This is a genomic window from Anaerosporobacter sp., assembly GCF_965301125.1.
This window is the reverse complement of sequence record NZ_CBDLAM010000282.1, coordinates 1-3565: the sequence shown is the minus strand read 5'-3', so window position 1 is coordinate 3565 and position 3565 is coordinate 1. Positions and strand designations below refer to the sequence as shown.

Below are 3565 nucleotides of genomic sequence, written 5' to 3'. Positions count from 1 at the left end.
ATTGTATTGAGAATAAAGTCTTACCTTTGTAGGTTTACTTTTAATATTTATTCTCTCTTAAATTTCCATTATTAATTAGATAAACCAGAGTAAGCTCGAGCATCGATTTCCCAAGGTCTCAACCAATAACCAGGATGATTTATTCTATCAAACCACTCTGTTTGTTCATAATTAGGTAAATTATATCGCTTTGGATCATCATAAGCCTGCCCCTGATATTGGTGGCGTGCTTCATGTGTAACTGTCGTAACAACACTCGGTAAATTGTATAAAGGATCCGACGAATTTCCGTATTTATCACTTATATATATTTTCCCATCTTTACTTTGTGCATAAGTATATCCATAAGCGGTACTTGTAGGATCGTAATGAGGATCAGACGTTGCATATTCTACCGATGTAACTATCTTATGACCAGTAAAGAAATCATACCATTTTTCATTATCCATACACTTACCAATTTCCACAGCATAATCGTTAAGTAACTTTATTTTTTCTTTATGCGAATAAGAATCCCACTTAGATTGATGTTTTTTAATGAACTCCGCAGCATATTCTCGTATTTTATGATTTTTTTCAAACTCTACCAGCCAGTAATGAGTATCTTTCATTATCTCCTCAAATTTCGCATCAGGAATATCGTTATCGAGTAAATTAACTAATGCTTCATAAGATGCTTTTGCTGTTGAGTCAGTTATAATTTTCACTAGTAACTCTTCAAGAGATTCTCCACGCTCCCATATAAGAATATTTTCTTCCGTACGAAAATCTTGGGGACTTAGATTGTAGACATCTTCCATAACCTGATTAGCTTTTTTTGTATAAGGAAGATCCACTATCTCAGCTATCTCATAATGGATACTATTAGTAAAGTTCTGCACTTGATCCCATTTGATTAACAATTCGTTAACCTCATTTATCGTTACTCCTAAATTTATTGTTCCACCCACATCACTAGGTGCATTTCCCAGTATATTGTTAATAGTATCTACTGCTCTCAAACCTTCGCTAAAATTTTCAGAAGGCTCCTTACTACATCTACTCCATGCGCCAGCTATATCAATCCAAATATTTGAATCCGAAACCAATGATTTATTCATATCAGCCCTCCACTATTCTTTTTCCTTCTGATACTGATTTATCAGCCTCATTCATGGTATCCCATGCATTTTGAATGTATTCTTGCATACTTTGACAGCAAGTTTCCAAGAGTGTTAGATGCTCACTAATCTTATCAAATGTAGCTACTGTCATCTCCTTTGCTTGCCCTTCATAATTATTGCTAAAACCAGTACTAGCAGTAGCATTGTAGTTACTTATTTCTTGAATGATAGTAACACTTTCTTTATAAGCATCGGCAATTTCTTGCAAAATTTCACTATTGAATAATATTTCTGTTTTTTTCCCCATTTAAATTTTCAACCTCTTTCTTAATAAATCCTTCATTTGAGTAATAGAACATGTTGAAAGTTTTTCCTGATTGCTGTCATAATAATAGCATGAATTATAACAATAAAATATAATTTCATTGGTGACCATATCTTTTTTCTGTTCTCGAAGTTTAATAACATCAAGTGTAGACAGATAAATAGTATTGTCATACTTAAGTGAATATTTTTCTATAAGATCATTAAATGTAATCTGTCTATTTAATATGGCGGTTTCCATTTCACTGTTTTCTAAACATAGGAATGGATAAGTGGAAGATAGTTGTTTTACTACATCATTTAGTTGAATCCTTCGAAAGTCAAATTCATTATTAAGTTGATTCCAAAAAAGAGAAATTGCAAATTCATCTTTATAAATACCGATTACTAAAGAACCGATTTTTACGTATTTCGTAGCTTTCTTAAAATCGTCTACTTTTTTTAAACACATGACACCTTCCATTGTAAAAGTTGATGGATCTTGCATAAATCCTTTTTGAACAAGATCTCCATAGATTGTGTCTGCAAGTATTTTAGTCATATGTACAGTTGTAAATGAAGGTAACGTAAAAATATCGCCCCCATCAAGCGCTAAGTTCATTAGGTATAATTCTTTTATATTAATCACATTTTACACCAAGTCTCAACCAAACATGCCTATAAGAATGAAACTATGTTTTTTTTGAGATGCAAATACCGAGGCTGAACGTTAACGTATTTGCAATTATCCTTTCATATTTTTCCCTTACCATGCCTTTAATTTTGAAACATTATATGAATTACTATCAAAAGTATCCGATGAATCCCTTAATTCTATTATGTCTTTTTTTAATTCTTCACACATCGGTTTTAGGGATGTTTCATATTCATTAAGAAGCTTCTGAATACTACTAGATTTATCCTGAACCTCTCCTTTCCAATTGGTTTGATCATTAATCTTTTCTGTAATTTCTACAAATTTAGTTTCTAAAGCTTCAAAATTAGTAATTACATTATTCATTGCATTGATACAATCATCTATATTGATATAAACAGCAATATTATTTTTCATATACTTGCTCCTCTTCCCAGTGCCCCATCGTTTCACGGCTTGCCCACAATGCACTCTGCGTTGTTGCACTAGATATTCTGAGACTCAATTCACTTTCAAACAAAATAAACTCTCCAGCAATTCTTTGCTCCTCATTATACCAATTTATAACACTTTTTTCATATTCCTCATAGTAAACACCTTCTAATGTACCTACTGAATCAACAAGTTCTGTTTGTTTAGCTATACTTGGATTAGTAGCATCTCTTATTTTCACAGCTTCAACATTTAACGAACTAATGATATCATCATATTTTTTTCTTTTGATAGATGCTTCTGGATAGTCCAGAACCCATTTTCGACTCATATAATTCTCCCCCCTATTTGATTAATTTTAGTTACTTCACCTTATAGAAATTTATATTTATTAGTAAGTTTTTTCTTAAAGCACTTTCTATTTATCTATCTATGGACTTGTTCAGTTCTTTTATTATTTTTTTACAAACGCACCCTATACATCTAAAATTTGGCCATTTTATATTAATTTTACCGTATTTTTACTTTTCATGCAATAAGGTACATAGTCCTAGCTTGGTCACCATACTTTACACACAATAAAACTTTTAATAATACTGCCTGAAGTACCAGTGTAATTATAACCTTATCACTGCAAGAGTATTAGAATGCTCGTAATAGATCGCGGAGCGTTTTCATATATTGAAGAACCTGACCAGTGATGTAACAGACTATTGAAAGTGTACCGTGGAAAATTATATTAGAATGATGGATTTGGAAAGTTGAGTAGTTTAAAAAATATATAATATAGGTGATAGCATGAAGCATACGATTCTTGTTATTGATGATGATAAAAATATTTGTGAAATAGTAAAAGTATGTATGGGCGATGGGTGTTATGATTTTGATATTGCATATGATGTAGAAACAGGTCTGCAGATTTTAAAATTAAACTTGTGATCTTAGATATTATGTTGCCAGGGATAAATGGATATCATGTCTTAGATACTATACAGAGACTGTAAAAAATTTTGTGTTACTTAATAAGTGATATATATATCCTCTTGGATTGGTGTTAAAATAAATATTAATC

At 31.4% G+C, this 3565-nt stretch carries 6 protein-coding genes; 1 reads left to right on the top strand and 5 read right to left on the bottom strand.

The features are described from left to right. Positions 1-71: 71 nt before the first annotated feature. The 5 genes from ACW2QF_RS18725 to ACW2QF_RS18705 all read right to left on the bottom strand — a co-directional run bounded on the left by ACW2QF_RS18725 (position 72) and on the right by ACW2QF_RS18705 (position 2824). Positions 72-1100, bottom strand: a complete 1029-nt coding sequence (locus ACW2QF_RS18725) for a hypothetical protein (protein ID WP_455717534.1) — start codon at positions 1098-1100, stop codon at positions 72-74. Position 1101: 1 nt separating this feature from the next. Further along, positions 1102-1410, bottom strand: coding sequence for a WXG100 family type VII secretion target (locus ACW2QF_RS18720; RefSeq protein WP_455717533.1), 309 nt, complete (start codon positions 1408-1410; stop codon positions 1102-1104). Next, entirely contained in the window at positions 1411-2055 is a 645-nt protein-coding gene (locus tag ACW2QF_RS18715; RefSeq protein WP_455717532.1) for a DUF5081 family protein, read from the bottom strand. A 117-nt stretch (positions 2056-2172) separates the two neighbouring features. Continuing rightward, positions 2173-2478 carry a hypothetical protein gene (locus tag ACW2QF_RS18710; protein WP_455717531.1) on the bottom strand — a complete coding sequence of 102 codons (306 nt, stop codon included), beginning with the start codon at positions 2476-2478 and terminating at the stop codon, positions 2173-2175. Continuing rightward, entirely contained in the window at positions 2468-2824 is a 357-nt protein-coding gene (locus ACW2QF_RS18705) for a hypothetical protein (protein WP_455717530.1), read from the bottom strand. The genes ACW2QF_RS18710 and ACW2QF_RS18705 overlap by 11 nt, the downstream gene beginning before the upstream one ends. Before the next feature lie 467 nt (positions 2825-3291). On the opposite strand from ACW2QF_RS18705, the gene ACW2QF_RS18700 reads away from it, so the two are divergent. Continuing rightward, complete coding sequence (locus tag ACW2QF_RS18700; protein WP_455717529.1) at positions 3292-3432, top strand: hypothetical protein; 141 nt, start codon at positions 3292-3294, stop codon at positions 3430-3432. The last annotated feature ends 133 nt before the right edge of the window (positions 3433-3565 follow it).

What these genes read in the sequence shown, in the direction of transcription:
- ACW2QF_RS18725 (WP_455717534.1), bottom strand. Translation starts at nt 1,100, where the DNA reads ATGAATAAATCATTGGTTTCGGATTCAAATATTTGGATTGATATAGCT.
- ACW2QF_RS18720 (WP_455717533.1), bottom strand. Translation starts at nt 1,410, where the DNA reads ATGGGGAAAAAAACAGAAATATTATTCAATAGTGAAATTTTGCAAGAA.
- ACW2QF_RS18710 (WP_455717531.1), bottom strand. Translation starts at nt 2,478, where the DNA reads ATGAAAAATAATATTGCTGTTTATATCAATATAGATGATTGTATCAAT.
- ACW2QF_RS18705 (WP_455717530.1), bottom strand. Translation starts at nt 2,824, where the DNA reads ATGAGTCGAAAATGGGTTCTGGACTATCCAGAAGCATCTATCAAAAGA.
- ACW2QF_RS18700 (WP_455717529.1), top strand. Translation starts at nt 3,292, where the DNA reads ATGAAGCATACGATTCTTGTTATTGATGATGATAAAAATATTTGTGAA.